Raw genomic sequence first — 17,810 nt, 5'->3', positions numbered from 1 at the left:
ACCAAGACGTCGCAGGAGAACGCTGCGTGGGGGATTGGCCTTCGCCTGTGCCGCACTGGCACTGGCAGGGGCACTTCCGGCGCAGGCGGCGGGCACGGCATCGGGTGGCGTCGGCCGGACGGCCGACGCCACCGCTCGTGGCAAGGACTTCTGGGAGGACGACCAACTCCCGGAACCCACCGCCGAGGAGAAGGCGTCGAAGGAGGCCGTGGCCTCCGGCCACCGAGTGGAGGTGGCCCAACTGACCTCCCCCACCGGACGCGTCCTCGCCAACCCGGACGGTACCTTCACGGCCGAGACGTCGGTGTCTCCGGAGCGGGTCCGCAAGAACGGTGAATGGACCGGCATCGACACCGCCCTGGAAGAGCGCGCCGACGGAAGTCTCGCGCCCCGGGCGGCCGAGGACATCCGGCTGTCCGGAGGCGGGCCGGGCGCACCGCTGGCCCGGATGCTCACCGGTGGCCGTGAGTACGCGGTCTCCTCCCCATGGCCGTTGCCAAAGCCCGAGATCCAGGGCTCCTCAGCCCTCTACCGCTCCGTACTGCCGGACGTGGACCTCGCCGTGCAGGTCCACCCGGACGGCTTCACCTACCACTTGGTGCTCCGCTCGCGGAAGGCAGCCGCCGACCCCGCGCTCAGGAAGGTGAGTTTCCCCCTCGAAACGCGTGGCCTGACCGCCCGCTCCGACGACTCCGGCACCGCCGCGTTCGTGGACGGCTCCGGACGTCCCGTCATCTCCAGTGGTTCTGCGCTGATGTGGGACTCGGGAGCGCAGCAGGCGGCCGCCCGGACGGGGTCCTCGGCCAGGGCCAAGTCCCCGAAGTCGCGCTCCGGTTCGGCCGTCCTCGCCGACGTGTCCACCTCTGCGGGCACCGGGACCGCCCCACTCGGCGCCGGCCCGGGATCGCGTACGGCGGTCATGGACACCGGCGTCACCGACAGAACCCTGACCATCACACCCGACCAGGACTTCCTCGCCGACAGCTCCACTGTCTACCCCGTCGTCCTGGACCCGCCCGCGGTGAAGGCCACGCTCACGGGCTGGACGACCATCTGGTCCAGCGAGCCCACGACGAGCTTCTGGAAGACGAAGCACGCCCTCGGCGTCGGCTACGACGCGTACGTTGACAACAAGAAGGCCCGGTCGCTCTTCCAGTTCGACACCCGCAGGGTCGCCGGCAAGAAGATCCTCGCCGCGACCTTCACGCCATACGCCATCTGGTCGGCGAACTGCGTGAAGCACGACATCGACCTGTACCGCACCAGTCAGATCTCGTCGTCGACCACATGGACCAGGAATCCGCCCAAGTGGTACACGAAGTCCGACACGGTCTCCGCGGCCAAGGGCTTCTCGTCCGACTGTCCCGACGGCGACATCGAGTTCGATGCGACCTCGGCCGTGGCGTACACCGCGAAGGCGAAGGACACCCTGACCACGCTCGGCCTGCGGGCCGACGAGGGCGACCCGATCGCATGGAAGCAGTTCATGTCGCCGCTCGACCCGGACTCCACGTCCTCGCGCCAGCCACGTCTCGCGATCACCTACGTCACGCCGCCGGCGGACAAGCCCTCGTCGGTGAAGATGTCCGACCCGAAGGTGTCCTGCTCGGCGTCGTCCGCGCCGGCACTCATCCGCGACACCACCCCCCGGCTGACGGCGACGCCGACCTCGTCCGACGCCTCCAACTCCTCGCTGCGCCCCAACTTCGAACTGAACAGGGGCAGCAGCACCACACCGACGTCGCTGAAGCCGTCCACCTGGACCGACAGCGGTACGGCCGGGACGATCGCGACGGCCACGCTCGACAACGACGTGGTGTACAAGTTCCGCGCCCGTACGGAATACAAGTACACCTGGAAGGGCGATACCGCCTCCCTGTTCGGGCCATGGTCGGGCTACTGCTACTTCAAGATCGACAGCAAGGGCCCGCCCGCGCCGAAGGTCTCCTCCACCGTGTACAAGGAGTGCGCCGGCACGACCTGTGAGGTGGCCGACCCGGAGTACGGCAGCGTGGGCATGACGGCCTCCTTCAAGGTCGACGCGGGCGCCACCGACGTGCGCCGCTACGACTGGTGGCTCAACGGCGTCCTGCTCGGCAGCAAGACGTTCAGCGTCAACACGCCCAGCTACGAGATCGAGGCCGCACCCGACAAACGCCTGACGAACACGCTGCGGGTGCAGACATTCGACGGCGCGGGAAACCCGGGCGCGCACTACGACTACCTGTTCAAGGCCGCCAAGGGGGCCGATCCGGTGGCGGGTTGGACCCTCGACGAGGGCACCGGCACCACCGCGGCCGACGGCTCCGGCCACAACCGGCCGCTGACGCTCACCTCTGCGTCCTGGTCGGACAAGGCACGCCTGGGCGCGGGCCTGCGCGGGAACGGCTCCACCGTCTCGGGCAGCACGGCCGCGTCCGTACTGGACACGACCAACAGCTTCACCGTCTCGGCATGGGCACGGCTGACCTCGAAGAACCACATCTCGACCGTGGTGACACAGAGCGGCAGCCGGGCCGGCGGCTTCCAGATCTACTACTCGCAGTCCTACGACCGCTGGGTCTTCAACCGCTACTCGGCCGACAGCGACACCCCGGTCATCACCCGTACCCTGTCGCAGCGACCGCCCGTGGTCGGTGCCTGGACCCACCTGCTGGGCGTCTACGACCAGAACAAGAAGCAGCTGCGCTTCTACGTCAACGGGCGTCTCCAGGCCACCACGGAATACACCACGCCATGGGCTGCCAAGGGCACCTTCGAGGTCGGCCGCATGCGGGCGGGCGGTGGGTACACCGACTACTTCGAGGGCGACATCGACCAGGTCCAGGTGTGGAACCGGGTGGTCTTCGAGAACGAACTGGAGCCGATCGCCAACGCCGAGGACCCGGCCACCGGACAGACGCGGGCCACACTGCTCGCCAACTGGCTGTTCGACGAAACCTCCGGCACCAGCGCCGCAGACGCCACCGGGCGGGGCAACGCACTGGCCCTGCAGACCGGTGCCGCCTTCGCGGCCACCGACGATCCCGCCCACGGCACCGTGCTGGAACTCGACGAGACCAAGCTGGGCAAAGCCACTTCGACCGTCCCACTGGACGAGTCGGGCAGCTACACCGTGGCCGGATGGGTCAATCTGGCCGCCCAGTCGCAGCTCGACGACACCACCGCCGCGCACTCACCGACCGTCTTCGCGCATCCGGGGGCCGAGCGCAACTCGTTCCGTCTCTGGTACCGCCAGGAGGCGGGCGAGGCGATCGGTGACTGGAACTTCGGCCGGTACGGGACCGACGTGCTCAACGGCCCCGCAGCGACGGCCGTCTCCGACGAGGTCAACCCGCCCGGCGGCTGGGTGCACGTCACCGCGGTCTTCGACTCCGTGAACCAGTCGGTGAAGCTCTACGTCTCCGGGCAGCGGCAGGGTGACGAGGACGGCGTGCTCAGCGAGGCGACGTTCCAGCCCGCCGGCCCACTGATGGTCGGTGCCGCCCGCCGGCACGACAACGGCGAATGGGGCAACGCTCTGCCCGGCCGGCTGGACGACCTGCGCGTGTACACGGGTGTCCTCTCCGAGGCGGAGATCACCCAGCTCGCGACGGTGGACGAGCCGCCGGTCCCGATCGAGTAGCACCGACCTTTCGTTCATCGGCCTGCCGGGACGCGATCCCGGCAGGCCGTCACCTCTCAGAATTCGGGAGATCCCCCACGTGCTGTCCAGGAACAGCTCACTGCTGCCCAGAAACTGGGCATGGAGCAGGGCGACGCGCCGCAGACTCGCGGCCGTCGTGCTGCCCGTCTCCACCGCCGTCGTCGCCGGTCTGCTGAGCACCGCACCCGCGCAGGCGGCGCCTCGTACGCGTGACCACACCGCTCTTCAGGAGGCCCAGTACGGCAAGGCCCGCCCCTTCGACCCCAAAGCCGGGAAGGTGCACGACCCCACGGTCGCCGCGGCGAAGCGGACGCTCGCCAAGGCCCGCGCGAAGGTGACCTGGCCGTCCGCCGCGGCGGTGACGGTCGACCTTCCGGAGGGCGTGCGCACCCGGGCCAAGGCGCCAGGAATGCCCCTGGCCCTCGCGCAGCCGCGCAGGAAGCCGGGCCGCGCGCCCGAAAAGGCCCGGGTCCGCGTGCTCGACCGCGCGGCCACCGGACGACTCGGCATCGACGGGCTGGTGTTCACCGTCGCGCGCGCCGACGGCGCGCGCGGGGCGGCCGACCTCGCCACCACCGTGGACTACAGCTCCTTCGCCGACGCCTACAGCGGCAACTGGTCCTCCAGGCTGCGGCTCGTACAGCTTCCCGAGTGCGCGCTGACAGCGCCGCGGAAGGCGGAGTGCCGTCGCACCACCCCGGTTCCCTCGGCCAACCACACCGTGTCCGAGACCGTGACCGCACAGGTCACGACGCCGAAGACGGGCAAGGCCGCCGCGGCGGTCTTCGCGCTCTCCGCCGCGGCCGGCTCCGACCAGGGCAGCTACGAAGCCACCCCGCTGGCCATGTCCTCCACCTGGGCGGCAGGTGGTTCCAACGGCGACTTCACCTGGAACTATCCTCTCCAGACCCCGCCTGCGGCCGCCGGCCCCACGCCGAGCCTGGCGATCAACTACTCGGCGCAGAGCGTCGACGGCCGGACCTCCTCCACCAGTGCGCAGTCGTCCTGGATCGGTGAGGGCTTCGACCTTCCGGTCTCCTACGTCGAGCGCGCCTACGCGAGTTGCGAGGACGACGGCCAGGACAAGAAGTACGACCTGTGCTGGAAGGAGGACAACGCCTCCCTCGTCCTGAACGGCAAGTCGACCCCGCTGGTGAAGGGTTCGGACGGCACCTGGCGGCCCAAGAGCGACGACGGTGAGCGCGTCGTCCGGGAGACCGGCGCCGCCAACGGTGACGACGGCGACAGCGGTGACAAGGGCGAGTTCTGGACGGTCACCAGTACCGACGGCACCCAGTACGTCTTCGGCAGGAACCGGCTGCCGAACTGGAGTTCAGGCAAGGAGGAGACCAACTCGGTCTGGACCGTCCCGGTCTTCGGCGACGACGACAAGGAACCCGGTTACGCCTCGGGCAGCTCCTTCTCCGGCCGCGCCAAGACGCAGGCCTGGCGGTGGAACCTGGACTACGTCGTCGACCCGCACGGCAACGTGATGACGTACTGGTACGACAAGGAGACCAACCACTACGCCAAGAACGGCACCACCGGCAACGGCACCGCCTACACACGTGGCGGCTGGCTCAAGCGGATCGACTACGGCCAGCGCAGCGACACCGTCTTCACCCAGCCGGCCTCCGCGCGCGTGAAGTTCGCGGTCGCCGAACGCTGCCTCCCCGTCTCCGGCAAGGAGACCTGCTCCTCACTGACCTCGGCCAACCGCAATGCCTGGCCGGACGTCCCGTTCGACCTGATCTGCGCGGCCGACAAGGCCTGCACCGACCAGCCCAGCCCGGCGTTCTTCAGCCGCAAGCGCCTGACGGACGTCAGCACCCAGGTGTACGACGGCGCGGGCACCGCCGACAGCGACTTCCGGTCCGTGAACGCCTGGCACCTGGGGCAGTCCTTCCCCGACCCGGGCGACGGTTCGGACGCCGGTCTGTGGCTGGAGTCCGTTCAGCGCACCGGCAAGTCCGGCAGCGATGTCTCGCTGCCCGCGGTGCGGTTCAGCGGCGTCCAGCTGCACAACCGGGTCGACAAGACCGGTGACGACGTCGCACCCTTCATCAAGTGGCGTGTTCGCACGGTCACTTCGGAGACCGGCTCCAAGCTGACCGTGAACTACTCCAAGGAGGACTGCGTCGCCGGGACGGACGTTCCGGCCAAGCTCGACGCCAACACCCGCCGCTGCTATCCGGTGAAGTGGATCCCGCCGTCCAACCCGACGCCGGGCACCGACCCGCAGCCCCGGACCGACTGGTTCCACAAGTACGTCGTCACCCAGGTTCTCGAGTCCGACCCGACCGGCGGTGCCCCGCTCAAGCAGACCGACTACACCTACTCCGGCGGCGGTGCCTGGGCCTACGACGACGAGTCGCCCATCACACCGGCCAAGTACCGCACCTGGGGGGTCTGGCGCGGCTATCAGAAGGTCACCACGACCACTGGTGAGCCGTCCGGCACCCGTTCGAAGACCACCGCGCTGTACTACCGCGGCATGGACGGCGACAAGCAGTCCGACGGCACACCCCGCAAGGAGACGATCACCGACTCCCAGGGCGTGTCGAAGACGGACGCCGAGCAGTTCGCCGGCCAGGTGCGCGAGCAGACGACCTACAACGGCGTCGACGGCGCCGAGGTGAGCGCGACCGTGGAGACCCCCTGGTCCCGCACGTCGGCGACGGCCAAGCACTCCTACGGCACGGTCAACGCCTACATGGTGCGCACCGGCACTTCGGTGACACGCACCGCGCTCGGCGGAGGCGGCGCGCTCACCGCGACGAAGACCACGACGTACGACCCCGACAGCGGTCTGCCCTTCGAGGAGGAGACCGACGCGGCCGGCGACAAGGACTGCACCGTCACCGAGTACGCGGCCAATACCTCGGCGTGGATCCTCGGGCTGCCGAAACGGGTGGAGAAGGTCTCCACAGGCTGTGACGAGACGCCCAGGCGCACCGGTGACCCGAAAACCACCGACGTCATCTCCGACGTACGCACCTCCTACGACGGCCAGGCCTGGGGCAAGGCTGCCACCAAGGGTGACGCCACCAAGGTGGAACGCGTCACCGGCTACAGCGGTACCACCGCTCAGCTCCAGACCGTCTCCACCGCCAAGTTCGACGGGCTCGGCCGCGTCACCGACACCTGGGACACCAAGGGCACCCGCACGGGACACATCGACTACACCCCGGCGGCGAGCGGACCGCTGACGAAGACGGTGCAGCTCAACGCCCTGGAGCAGTCCACCGCGACGGAGTTCGCCCCCGACTGGGGCGTGCGGACCGCCACCACCGACGCCAACGGCAACCGCACCGAGCTGGCCTACGACAGCCTCGGCCAGCTCACCGACGTGTGGCTCGCCGACCGGGACCGGTCCGCCCAGCAGGCTCCGAGCTACCGGTTCGCCTACAAGGTGCAGAACGCCGCGGCGTCGTGGGTGGCCAGCAGCACGCTCAACAACGACGGCACCACCTACCGCACCAGCTACGAGATCTTCGACGGACTGCTGCGGTCACGCCAGACCCAGGCGCCCGCCGCCTCCGGCACCGGCCGCATCGTCACGGAGACCAAGTACGACACCCGTGGCCTGGCGGTGGAGACGTCGGCGGACTACGTGGACACCAAGACGGCCTCCGGGGAGCTGGCCACCCTGCTGACCGCCGCTCCCGCCGGCACGGAGACCGTCTACGACGGCGCCGGCCGGCCGACGGTGGAGAAGACGCTCACCAACGGCAAGGAGTTCTCACGCACCACGCACACCTACACGGGTGACACGACGCTCGTCGAGCCGCCGGCCGGTGCCTCGGCCGTCCGCGAGAAGGTCGACGCCCGCGGCCGTACCCTCGAGAAGCTGGAGTACGACGGCAACACCGTGAGCCCGAAGTTCACCAGGCTCAGCTACGGCTACGACCACGCCGACCGGCTCTCCGAGGTCAAGGACGACGACGGCAACCGCTGGTCGTTCGGCTACGACTTCCTGGGCCGCAAGGACAGCACCACGGACCCCGACGCGGGCACGACCTCGTACGAGTTCGACGACCTCGACCGGCTCGCGAGTACGACCGACGCGCGCGGGAAGTCCATCGGATACACCTACGACCTGCTCGGCCGCACCACCGGCCGCCTGGACGGGAAGGTGCCCGTCGTCGACGGCAAGCCGGCACCCGCGGACGACAAGTACCTGGCGCGCTGGAGCTACGACACCATCGCCAAGGGACAGCTGACCTCCGCCATCCGGTATGTCGGCGGCAAGTCCGGCGACGTGTACGCGAAGACCAACGCCAAGTACGACAAGGTCTACCGCGTCCTGAGCGAGCAGTACACGGTGAGCAAGTCCGAGGGCGGGCTGGCCGGCTCCACCGGCGTCTTCACCCTCACCAACGCCTACAACATCGACGGCACCCTGAAGAAGCGGACCATACCCGCCATGGGCGGCCTGGCCCAGGAGGTCCTCGACTACGGCTACACCGACCAGCGGCTGCCGGACACCCTGACGGGCCTGACGGGCATCGTCCGGAACACGGACTACCTGCCGGCCGGCGAACAGATCCGCGTCACCCTGGGCGTCTCCTCATCGGCTGACTGGACGGAGATCAACCGGGACTACGAGGACGGCACCAAGCGGCTCGCCCGGCAGACCGTCGTGTCCGAGACCCACTCCGGGACGGACTCCGACGTCGCCTACCACTACGACCGCGCCGGCAACCCCGTCGAGATCGAGGACCGGGCCACCAGCCCCGGCGACAAGCAGTGCTTCACCTACGACGGGCACCGCAGGCTCAAGTCGGCCTGGACCGCCACCGCGGAGTGCTCCGACACGCCGGCCAAGGACACGGTGGGCGGCCCCGCCCCCTACTGGCAGTCGTTCACCTACGACAGCGCCGGCAACCGCGAGACGGCCACCGACCACCTGGCCGGGACCACCGCGTCGTACGTCTACAAGACGGCAGATCAGCTGCGCCCGCACGCCCTGGCGTCCACCGAGACGAAGAAGGCGGACGGCACGGTCACCGGCCGCACGTCCTACACCTACGACCGCGCCGGCAACACCGACACCCGCACCGTCGACGGCCACACGCAGGACCTCGACTTCGGGCTCGAAGGAGATGTCGAGAAGGCCACGGAGGCCGACGGCAGCACCACCAGGTTCCTCGAAGACGCCGACGGGGACCGTCTCATCCGGCGTGACAGCACCGGCACCACGCTGTACCTCGGCGAGACGGAGCTGCGGCTGGACAAGGCGAGCGGCAAGGTCACGGCCACCCGCTACTACGTGCACGGCGGCCAGGCCGTCGCCGTACGCACCGAGGCCGGACTGACCTGGATCGCGAGCGACCACAACGGCACGGCGAACATCCAGGTCGACGCCACCACGCAGGCCGTCACCCGGCGGCACATGACGCCGTTCGGTGAGGACCGGGGCAAGGCCGCCACGGCCTGGGTCGGCGAGAAGGGCTTCGTCGGTGGCACCAAGGACCCGACGGGCCTGGTCCACCTGGGCGCCAGGGACTACGACCCGACCACAGGACGCTTCGTCAGCGTCGACCCGATCGCCGACTACGCCGACGCCCAGCAGATCAACGGCTACTCGTACGGCAACAACAACCCGGTGACGTTCGCCGACCCGGACGGCAAGTTCTTCGGGGCGCTCATCGCCCTGATCGTCGCCGTCGTCCGGATGATCATCGCCGTGCTCAACTACGTGCACTGGCGCAGCAGCCAGTCCGCGAACTCCGGTGGCATGTCCACCATGGGCAGCGCCAACTACGCGTCGGCGAAGGCGGACTCCTGCCCCCTGATCAAGCGCAACTACGGCATCTGTGACAGCAAGGAACCGGAGGACGCGCGGGAGCAGGGCAGTTTCAAGGACATTCTCGGTGGCATCGGCGATGCCCTGACCGAGGGCATGGACGCCCTCGAATACGCCACCGAGCCGTGGTGCTGGGGCGGTAACTCCAACTGCGGTGTGAACGACGACTACAAGAAGTTCACCGAGAAGCACGGGGTGGACGACAACACCAAGAACTACGACGCGGGCAAGGACTTCACGGAGGCCGCGTCCATGTTCAACATCGGCGGCTGGGCCCGGGCCTTCATGAAGAACCTCTTCAAGAAGGCGGCCAAGAAGAACATCCCGAAGCCCAAGGTGCCCGAGGTCAAGATGATCGACGGCTGGATGCCGGAGACGGTCCTCGACAAGATCCCCGACGGCTTCGGGCCGATGAAACCCACGAAGAAGGGGGTAGGGTACCGGTTCCCGGGCCCGAAACAGGACGGCATCAGAATCGACAAGGGAAACCTGAACAACTCCCAGGAATTCCAGCAGGTCGACCATGTCGTCATCAACTCGGGCGGACGGATCATCGGCCGCGACGGCAAACCCGTCAAGGGAGCCATCGATTTGAACGAGCACAACAGCTATATGGCACACATCCCTCTCGAGGACTGGCTGAAGTGGGAGAAATGGAACACCCCCACCGGATGACGGGCGACGTGGAGTTCCCGGACGCACGGATGAACGTGCTGGCGGCGCTGGAGTCCCTGGCGGACCCCGACCACCAGCAGAGGGTCTGGCGGGACCGCACCCCGAGGGCGGACGACCCGGTGAACGACTTCGACCTGGCCGTGCACACGCTCTTCGACGACACACGGGTCCTGGAGGACCCGGAGCCGCCGGTCGGGGAGGTGCTCGCGTCGGAGCGGGAGGTACGTGCCGCGCGGGATCTGGCCGCGGTGCTGGGTCCGCTCATCGACGAACTCGGCGACGTGGGCGACGAGGTCTACCTCGACTCGCCCAGGTGGCCGGCCGTCGTGACGGCGGCCAGGACGATGCTGGAGACCATGAACGCCGACCACTGATCAACACCGGACGACGAGCGGGGCCGGACTGCCGAAGCGGGCGGTCCGGCCCCGCTTGTGCCGGGGCGAGCGGGGTGCAGCAGTCCGCTACAGGTGGAGCCCGACGTGATTCACGATGAAGCGTCTTCCATCGGCGTCGAGCGCGAAGTAGATCCGCCCGGCCTCGTTGGGCGACACGGCGTCCCGGACCTTGATGTGCGGCAGACCGTCCCTGCGCTTCCCGTCGAACTCGAAATAGCGCTTCTCCTTGTTCTTGCTGAGCTTCTCGTCACTGCCTGCGAACCTCAGCCCGTGATTGTCGTAGAACCACTGGTCCAGTCGCGGCATCTTGCCCGTCTTGGCGTACAGGTCCATCGCCGCCTGTGCGAGGGCGACCAGTTGGTCGGTCATCTCCTCGGGATACGGATACTGGGAAGCCTTCCAGGCGCGTGCCGCTTTCGCGGTGAACACGATGTGCATCTCGGACGCTTCGACGAGAGCCTCGAAGGTCGGCTGGGCGTCCATTCCCAGAACCGGGATCTCGCTCCAGGCGTCGGACTCCGCCGCCTGCCCGGTCCCGCCTCTCGACAGATCCAGGTACAGCTTCTTCCAGTAGTCCCGGTCCTGACGCAACGCCTCCGCGGCGGCGGCTTCGGACTGCGCCTTGTCCCGTTCCTCCATGCAACTCTGCGCCATGTCCTCCCACGACTTGGCGTCCTCTTCGAGCTGCTGTGCACGTTCCTTCAGCATGTGGAGTTCGGCGGTCCTGTTCCCGGCGGCCTGCGCACGCGATAACTGCTCCGCCGCCCTGCGCGCCCCAACCCGGTAGGAGGCCTGCCGAGCCCTCTCCCACGCCGTGTCACTGCCCCGTGCGATGACGGAGAGATGGGCGAGCGACGGCATCAGCCGCCTTTCCACGAAGGGCCGCTGGGACACCTCCTCACGCGAGTAGGCGGGATGCTCCAGGTCGAGGTTGGGCCAGACCAGCCGGGCGCCGCCGCTGGGCACGGCCACCTGCTCGTGGACCCGGCGGACGGCCTGTGCGGTCACATGGTTCAGGGTCACCACCTGGGCCAGTCCAGCCAGTTGTCCGGAAGCCTCGGCCGCCGCGTTCCACCCCGCCGGATCCCGGGGATGCACCAGGAGGATGGGCAGACGCGTGCTCAGCGCCAGGGATTCGAGAAGTACGTCGGTATGCCGCTCCTCCCGGATCCTTTCGTACCGCCCGGTGGCGCGCTGGCCCAGTACCCGTACATCAAGGGTTTCGTCGGCGAGCACGGCCCGCAGGAGGTGGGGGCGCCGGAGACGCGGGTCCTGCACAGGCGCGATCCAGCCGTCGGGAATCTCCCTGCCCATGACGACCCGGAGGCCACCGCTGCCTTCCTCCGACCGGGAGACGGTGGCCCGGGTGACGAACCGGGCCGGGCTGCCGGACAGCGGCTGGCGGATGGTCATCCGAAGCGCACGAGTGCGCTCGTCACCCGCCACCGACCAGCCCACGTCCCGCTCGCCGTGGCCGGGGAACTTTCCGGCGAGCACAGCCTTCCCGGCACTGTCCAGCTCGGCTACGGACGGCGCCTGTATACGTCCTCGGTCGCCGAGCCAGTCGGCGAGATGGTGACGGAGACGCTCGAAGACATGCCCCGATTCCTGGGCGGGCTGGGCGTTCTGGACATCGAAACTGACGGCGTACAACACCTGCACAGTGGCTCCCCTCGCCCCGGACACCCTGCACAGCGGACCGACTCCCCCTCGAACGCGGTCGGGGCATCCCTTGAGAGGTCACCGTAATGCCGCTGCGTCTGAGCGCCCAATGCCTCGGAGATCCCGAGTTGCCCTGCGCATGGACGGAGCGCGCGGGTCAGGCGCCCTTGCCCACCGGCTCCAGGATCGCCACGCACTCCACGTGATGCGTCATCGGGAACAGGTCGAACGCCCGGAGCGTCCGCACCCGGTACCCGCCGTCGCGGAAGTAGCCCAGGTCCCGGGCCAGCGCGGCGGGATCGCAGGCGACGTACGCGATGCGCCGGGCGCCCAGGGAGGCGAGGTGGGCGACCGTGTTGCGGCCGGCGCCGGCGCGGGGCGGGTCCAGGACGATCAGGTCGACCTCCGTGATGCCGGTGCGCGGCAGCACGGACTCGACCTTGCCCTGCTCGATGCGGACGCGGGGGAAGTCGGCCAGGTTGTGCCGCGCGTCCTCCACCGCCCGCTTGCCGGACTCGATGCCGAGGACCGCGCCCTTCTCGCCGAGACGGTCGGCGAGGGCGCCGGCGAAGAGGCCGACGCCGCAGTAGAGGTCCAGGGCCATCTCGCCCTTGCGCGGCAGCAGGCCCTGCATGACGGCCTTGACGAGGGTGTCGGCCGCCTTCGGGTGGACCTGCCAGAAGCCGCCGCTGCCGACGCGGTAGGTGTGGTCGTCGGCGCGCTCGCGGACGAACGCGCGGCCGTGGACGCGGTGGATCCCGCCGTCCTTCTCGTCGACGCGCATCACGGAGACGGGCCTGTCGAGCTCGACGAGCGGCAGCCGTGGGCCGGGCTTCGGCTCCAGGATCACCATGCGGTCCTGGGAACCCGTCGCGGCGATCGCCTCGACGGAGGCCATTCCGGCCCAGTCCCGGTCCTCGATGCCGAGCTCGCTGACGCCGGCCGCGGCGATCATGCAGTGGTCGATCGGCTCGACCTCGTGCGAGCGGTGGCGGCGCAGTCCGGCGTTGCCGTCGGCGTCGACCGCGTACTGCACGCGCGTGCGCCACTGCGGGACCTGTCCGGCGGGCAGCTTGTCGCCCTCGGCGGGCACCACCGTGCCGTCCCAGCCGGCCTCCTCGGGCGTGAGGCCCGCGAGCCGCTTGAGCTGCTCGGCGATCACCTCGCCCTTGAGGCGGCGCTGCGCTCCCGGCTTGGCGTGCTGCCAGTCGCAGCCGCCGCAGCGGCCGGGGCCGGCGAAGGGGCAGGGAGCCTCCACGCGGTCCTTGGAGGCCTCCAGGATCTCCACCGCGTCGGCGCGCAGGAAGCGCGCGCCCTCCTCGCCCTCGGTCACCCTGGCCACCACCCGCTCGCCGGGCAGCGTGTGCCGGACGAACAGCACCTGGCCCTCGGAGGTACGGGCGATGCAGTGGCCGCCGTGGGCGACGGGGCCGATCTCGACCTCGTACTCCTCGCCCACCAGAGACTTCGTAGGTTCTGCCTGCATGGCGGGGTGACTCCAGACGGAAGAGAGAGCGAGGACAGCGACGGTACGGCCGCACACAGCTGGGCCGGACACAGCCCACCAGTCTACGGCCTCCCCCCGCCCGCTCCGCCAACACCGCCCGACGACTCCCCCGCCCCCACCGGAAGCCTCCAGCGCCCCGGTACCCCGGCCGCGGGCCCCGTCCGCGAAGAACCGACCGGAGCCCGGCCAGGCGAGTCCCGGCCGCCGCCACGCACCGACCGGCGGCCCCCCTCGGCGGGGCCGCCGGGGCCTACCAGCCGTGTGTCACTCCTTCGCCGCGGAGGACTCCTTCGGGCGTTCGGTCGCGGGGCCTCGCCGGACCGCGCCCGGGGCGTTCCATTCCTGGCGCTTGCGGGCCCGCTGCTTGGCCGCCTCGGAGGACTGCAGCTGGTAGGGCACCGAGGTCACCATGACGCCCGGCGTGAACAGCAGGCGGCCCTTCAGGCGCAGGGCGCTCTGGTTGTGCAGCAGGTGCTCGTACCAGTGACCGACCACGTACTCGGGGATGATCACCGAGACGGCGTCGCGCGGGGACTCCTTGCGCAGACCCTTGACGTACTCGATCACCGGGCGGGTGACCTCGCGGTACGGCGAGTCGAGGACCTTCAGCGGTACGTCGATGCCGCGCCGCTCCCACTCGTCGCGCAGGGCCTTGGTCTCGGCCGCGTCGACGTTGACCGTCAGCGCCTCCAGGGTGTCCGAGCGCATCAGCTTGGCGTAGGCCAGGGCGCGGAGCGTCGGGCGGTGGATCTTGGAGATCAGGACGACGGAGTGGACCCGGGACGGGCGGACCATGTCGTCGGAGGGGCCCTCGGGGGCCGCGATCTCCTCGGCGACGCGGTCGTAGTGCTTCCGGATCGCGGTCATGGTGGCGTAGAAGATGCACATGCCCAGCAGGGCGACCCAGGCGCCGTGCGTGAACTTCGTGACCAGGACCACGACCAGGACCAGGCCGGTGAAGAAGGCGCCGAAGGCGTTGATCGCGCGGGAGCGGACCATGTGGCTGCGCTTGGACGGGTCCTTCTCGACCGCGAGGTGGCGGTTCCAGTGCCGGACCATGCCGGTCTGGCTGAGCGTGAAGGACACGAACACGCCGACGATGTAGAGCTGGATCAGCCGCGTGGAGTCCGCGCCGTAGATGACCACGAGGAGGGCCGCCGCGCCGGCGAGCAGCACGATGCCGTTGGAGAAGGCGAGGCGGTCGCCGCGGGTGTGCAACTGGCGCGGCAGGTAGCGGTCCTGGGCGAGGATCGAGCCGAGCAGCGGGAAGCCGTTGTAGGCCGTGTTCGCCGCGAGGAACAGCACCAGGGCGGTGGCGGCGGCCAGCAGGACGAACAGGAAGCTGCCCTTGCCGAAGACCGCCTCGGCGACCTGGGAGATCACCGGGTTCTGGACGTAGCCGGAGCCGACCGGGCTGCCGTTGTGGATCAGGTCGGTGGCCGGGTGCTCGGCCATGCGGACGTTCGTCGCCATGGCGAGGGCGATGATGCCGCAGAACATGGTGACGGCCAGCAGGCCCATCATCGCGAGCGTGGTCGCCGCGTTCTTCGACTTGGGCTTGCGGAAGGCCGGGACGCCGTTGGAGATGGCCTCCACGCCCGTCAGGGCGGCACAGCCGGAGGAGAAGGCGCGCAGGAGCAGGAAGACGAGCGCGAAGCCCGCGAGGCCCTGGTGCTCGGCCTTGATGTGGTAGTCGGCGGTCGGCGCGGACATGGTGTCGCCGAGGACCAGGCCGCGGAACGCACCCCACGCGATCATGATGAAGACGCCACCGACGAACACGAACGTCGGGATCGCGAAGAGTTTGCCGGACTCCTTCACGCCGCGCAGGTTCATCAGCGTCAGCAGCACGATCACGGCGGTCGCGCAGAGCACCTTGTGCTCGACCACGAACGGGATCGCGGAGCCGAGGTTCTCGATGCCGGAGGCGATGGAGACGGCGACGGTGAGGACGTAGTCCACGAGCAGGGCGCTGGCGACGGTCAGGCCGGCCCTGGGCCCCAGGTTGGTGGTGGCGACCTCGTAGTCGCCGCCGCCGCTCGGGTACGCGTGGACGTTCTGCCGGTAGGAGGCGACGACCGTGAACATCAGCACGACGACCGCGACGGCGATCCAGGGGCTGAAGTGGTACGCCGACACGCCCGCGATGGACAGGACCAGCAGGACCTCCCCCGGCGCGTAGGCGACGGAGGACAGCGGGTCGGAGGCGAAGACGGGCAGTGCGATGCGCTTCGGCAGGAGCGTCTCACCCAGCCGGTCACTGCGCAGTGCGCGCCCGATCAGAATCCGTTTGGGCACGTCGGTCAGTTTGGACACGAGAGAGGATCGTAAGCCTTCGAACAGGCTGCCGCCCAGTCGCCGTCCCGTATCTGCCCCACGAGTGAACTCAAGCCTCACAGGAACTGCGGATTCCGCGGTCGGGCCGCCTTCCGTGCCTAGATGGCAAACCCCGCCTGTCACCGCACTTCGGAGGTTCCATGCCCGCGACGGCTGAGCTGATCGGCGCCACGGTCGCCCTGGTCGGCCTCGGAATCCTCACCCTGTGCAGCGTGCGCAGCATCACTCGCCGGAAGACCCAGCCGCTGGTCACCGAGGGTGATCGGCGCCGGTGACCGAGGATCCTCGCGCAGCGGGACGCCCGGTCCCGACCGCCCGTGTACAGCTTTGGGCGCCGGTCTGAGACCCTGATGGCGAGCAGCAACTTTTGGACACCGGAAGGACGGTCGTGCACATCGTCATCATGGGCTGCGGAAGAGTGGGTTCCGCTCTTGCCCAGACCCTGGAGCAACAGGGACACACGGTCGCAGTGATCGACCAGGACCCCACCGCCTTCCGCCGGCTCGGCCCCGGTTTCGGGGGCCGCCGGGTCACCGGGGTCGGCTTCGACCAGGACACCCTGCGCGAGGCGGGCATCGAGGAGGCCGGCGCCTTCGCCGCCGTCTCCAGCGGTGACAACTCCAACATCATCTCCGCCCGCGTGGCCCGCGAGATGTTCGGTGTGGAGAACGTCGCCGCCCGCATCTACGACCCGCGCCGTGCCGAGGTCTACCAGCGCCTGGGCATCCCGACCGTGGCCACGGTCCGCTGGACCGCCGACCAGATGCTCCGCCGGCTGCTCCCCTCGGGTGCCGAGCCGCTGTGGCGCGACCCCACCGGCGGGGTGCAGCTCGCCGAGGTGCACGCCTCCGCGAAGTGGGTCGGCCACAAGATCAGCAAGATGCAGGACGAGACCGGTGTCCGGGTGGCGTTCCTGACCCGCCTCGGTGAGGCGATCCTGCCGACCTCGCAGACGGTGCTGCAGGAGGGCGACCTCGTGCACGTGATGATGCGTTCGGACGACGTCGAGAAGGTCGAGGCGGCGTTCGCCGAGGGCCCGGAAGAGGAGGGCGGTCACTGATGAGGGTCGCCATTGCCGGAGCCGGCGCCGTCGGCCGCTCGATCGCGGGCGAGCTGCTGGAGAACGGCCACGAGGTCCTGCTGATCGACAAGGCCCCGACCGCCATCTCGGTGGAGCGGGTGCCGCAGGCGGAGTGGCTGCTGGCCGACGCCTGCGAGATCACCTCCCTGGACGAGGCGGCGCTGCAGCGCTGCAACGTCGTCATCGCCGCGACCGGCGACGACAAGGTCAACCTGGTCGTCTCGCTGCTCGCGAAGACGGAGTACGGCGTCCCGCGCGTCGTGGCCCGCGTGAACAACCCCAAGAACGAGTGGCTGTTCAACGAGGCCTGGGGCGTCGACGTGGCCGTCTCCACCCCGCGTCTGATGTCCGCCCTGGTCGAGGAGGCGGTGAGCGTCGGCGACCTGGTCCGGCTGCTGCGCTTCAGCCACGGCGACGCCAACCTGGTCGAGCTGACGCTGCCCGAGGAGTCGGCCCTGGCCGGCACCCAGGTCGGCGACGTCGAGTGGCCGCAGGACACCTCCCTGGTCACGATCATCCGCGGCACCCGCGTCCTGACCCCGTCCAAGGAGGACTCCCTGGAGCCGGGCGACGAACTTCTCTTCGTGGCCGCGCAGGCCCGGGAGGAGCAGCTGGAGGAGCTGCTGTCGGTACGCCGGGAAGGCGCCTGACGCCGCGGCGGCGGTACGACGCCGAAAGGGCGCCCCGGAGGACCCGGG

General features: G+C 69.5%; 9 protein-coding genes. 6 read left to right on the top strand and 3 right to left on the bottom strand.

What is annotated here, in order from left to right; genetic code table 11:
- Window positions 1-34 precede the first annotated feature (34 nt).
- From ACF08B_RS13130 to ACF08B_RS13120, 3 genes are all read left to right on the top strand, one after another.
- Complete coding sequence (locus ACF08B_RS13130; protein WP_392317401.1) at window positions 35-3,625, top strand: LamG-like jellyroll fold domain-containing protein; 3,591 nt, start codon at window positions 35-37, stop codon at window positions 3,623-3,625.
- Between the two features lie 79 nt (window positions 3,626-3,704).
- Entirely contained in the window at window positions 3,705-10,130 is a 6,426-nt protein-coding gene (locus ACF08B_RS13125; RefSeq protein WP_392317400.1) for an RHS repeat-associated core domain-containing protein, read from the top strand.
- Window positions 10,109-10,504: a hypothetical protein gene (locus tag ACF08B_RS13120; RefSeq protein WP_392317399.1), complete on the top strand. Its 396-nt coding sequence runs from the start codon at window positions 10,109-10,111 to the stop codon at window positions 10,502-10,504. The genes ACF08B_RS13125 and ACF08B_RS13120 overlap by 22 nt, the downstream gene beginning before the upstream one ends.
- Window positions 10,505-10,591: 87 nt before the next feature.
- On the opposite strand, the gene ACF08B_RS13115 is transcribed toward ACF08B_RS13120, so the two are convergent.
- The 3 genes from ACF08B_RS13115 to ACF08B_RS13105 form a co-directional block, all read right to left on the bottom strand.
- Window positions 10,592-12,187: a hypothetical protein gene (locus tag ACF08B_RS13115; protein WP_392317398.1), complete on the bottom strand. Its 1,596-nt coding sequence runs from the start codon at window positions 12,185-12,187 to the stop codon at window positions 10,592-10,594.
- A 157-nt stretch (window positions 12,188-12,344) separates the two neighbouring features.
- The gene (locus ACF08B_RS13110) at window positions 12,345-13,673 is read right to left on the bottom strand and encodes a class I SAM-dependent RNA methyltransferase (RefSeq protein WP_392317397.1); all 1,329 of its coding nucleotides are present in this window, start codon (window positions 13,671-13,673) and stop codon (window positions 12,345-12,347) included.
- 285 nt (window positions 13,674-13,958) lie between these two features.
- Window positions 13,959-16,010 carry an APC family permease gene (locus ACF08B_RS13105; protein ID WP_392317396.1) on the bottom strand — a complete coding sequence of 684 codons (2,052 nt, stop codon included), beginning with the start codon at window positions 16,008-16,010 and terminating at the stop codon, window positions 13,959-13,961.
- A 161-nt stretch (window positions 16,011-16,171) separates the two neighbouring features.
- Between ACF08B_RS13105 and ACF08B_RS13100 the strand changes: the two genes are divergently transcribed.
- From ACF08B_RS13100 to ACF08B_RS13090, 3 genes are all read left to right on the top strand, one after another.
- Window positions 16,172-16,306 (top strand): hypothetical protein, encoded by a 135-nt coding sequence (locus ACF08B_RS13100; protein ID WP_392317732.1) that lies wholly within the window; start codon window positions 16,172-16,174, stop codon window positions 16,304-16,306.
- A 113-nt stretch (window positions 16,307-16,419) separates the two neighbouring features.
- Complete coding sequence (locus tag ACF08B_RS13095; RefSeq protein WP_073897623.1) at window positions 16,420-17,091, top strand: TrkA family potassium uptake protein; 672 nt, start codon at window positions 16,420-16,422, stop codon at window positions 17,089-17,091.
- Window positions 17,091-17,762, top strand: a complete 672-nt coding sequence (locus tag ACF08B_RS13090; RefSeq protein ID WP_073897624.1) for a TrkA family potassium uptake protein — start codon at window positions 17,091-17,093, stop codon at window positions 17,760-17,762. Before ACF08B_RS13095 ends, ACF08B_RS13090 begins: the two co-directional genes overlap by 1 nt.
- Window positions 17,763-17,810: the final 48 nt, after the last annotated feature.

Source organism: Streptomyces sp. NPDC015139 (genome assembly GCF_043079785.1).
Taxonomy (GTDB): Bacteria; Actinomycetota; Actinomycetes; order Streptomycetales; family Streptomycetaceae; genus Streptomyces; species Streptomyces albidocamelliae.
Note: the sequence above shows the minus strand (reverse complement) of the source record. Positions and strands in the feature narration are given on the sequence as shown.